General features: G+C 74.0%; 2 protein-coding genes. One reads left to right on the top strand and one right to left on the bottom strand.

Annotation, left to right across the window (positions count from 1 at the left end):
- The coding region (locus N790_RS04660) for a Rossmann-fold NAD(P)-binding domain-containing protein (RefSeq protein ID WP_043801391.1) at nt 1–427 on the top strand (427 nt) is incomplete at its 5' end.
- Here the strand turns inward: N790_RS04660 and N790_RS04655 are convergent.
- Nucleotides 428–883: DUF3106 domain-containing protein (locus tag N790_RS04655; RefSeq protein WP_169742140.1), on the bottom strand; the 456-nt coding region annotated here is incomplete at its 5' end. It abuts the gene before it with no gap.

The raw sequence follows: 883 nt of genomic DNA, 5'->3' as shown, positions 1-883 counted from the left end.
TGGTTACGCGCGCGAGCTCACCGCCGAGGAACGCGCCGAACAGCAGCGCCGGCTGGGCGAGCACCTCAAGTCGGTGGACGTGGTGGTCACCACCGCCGCCGTGCCGGGCCGCCCGGCGCCGAAGATCATCACCGCGGCCATGGTGGCCGGCATGAAACCCGGCAGCGTGGTGGTGGACCTGGCGGCGGAAACCGGCGGCAACTGCGAGGCCACGCGCCCGGGCGAAACCTACGAGCAGGGCGGCGTCACCTTCGCCGGCCCGCTCAACCTGGCCAGCCAGGGCGCCATGCACGCCAGCGAGATGTACGCGCGCAACGTGTTCAATTTCCTGGCGCTGTCGCTCAAGGGCGGCGCCCTGACGCTGGACTGGGACGACGAACTGATCTCGCGCACCTGCCTCGCCCACGCGGGCGAAAGGCGCGGCTGATCAGTCCACCTGGACCGGCACCGGTTCCGGCGCGATGCCGGGGCCGCCGAGTTCGAGCCAGGCCCGGCGCTGCTCCGGGCTGAGCTGCCGCCAGCGGGCGTGCAGGGCCTTGCGTTCGGCTTCCGGCAGCGCGCGCATCGCGCGCATCGATTCGCGCATCTTCTCGCGCAGCGGCGGCGGCAGGTCGCGGTAGTTGCGCATACCCTCGCGCATGCGTTCGCGCTGTTCGGGCGTCATGGCCTCCCAGCGCGCGCGTCGCTCGGCGCGTTCCAGCGCCATCACCCGGCGCGAGGCGGGCAGGGTGTCCCAGCTTTCGCGCAGCGGCGCCAGGGCCTGCTGCTGTTTCGGCGTCAGTTCCGCCCAGGCCGGCACGGACACGCCTTCGGGCACCGGCGGCGGGCGGTGGTGCGGCGGGCCGTCGCCGCGGCCGTGGGCGGCGGCGGGCGTGGCCAGCAC

It is taken from the genome of Arenimonas malthae CC-JY-1 (assembly GCF_000747075.1).
GTDB lineage: Bacteria > Pseudomonadota > Gammaproteobacteria > Xanthomonadales > Xanthomonadaceae > Arenimonas > Arenimonas malthae.
Note: the sequence above shows the minus strand (reverse complement) of the source record. Positions and strands in the feature narration are given on the sequence as shown.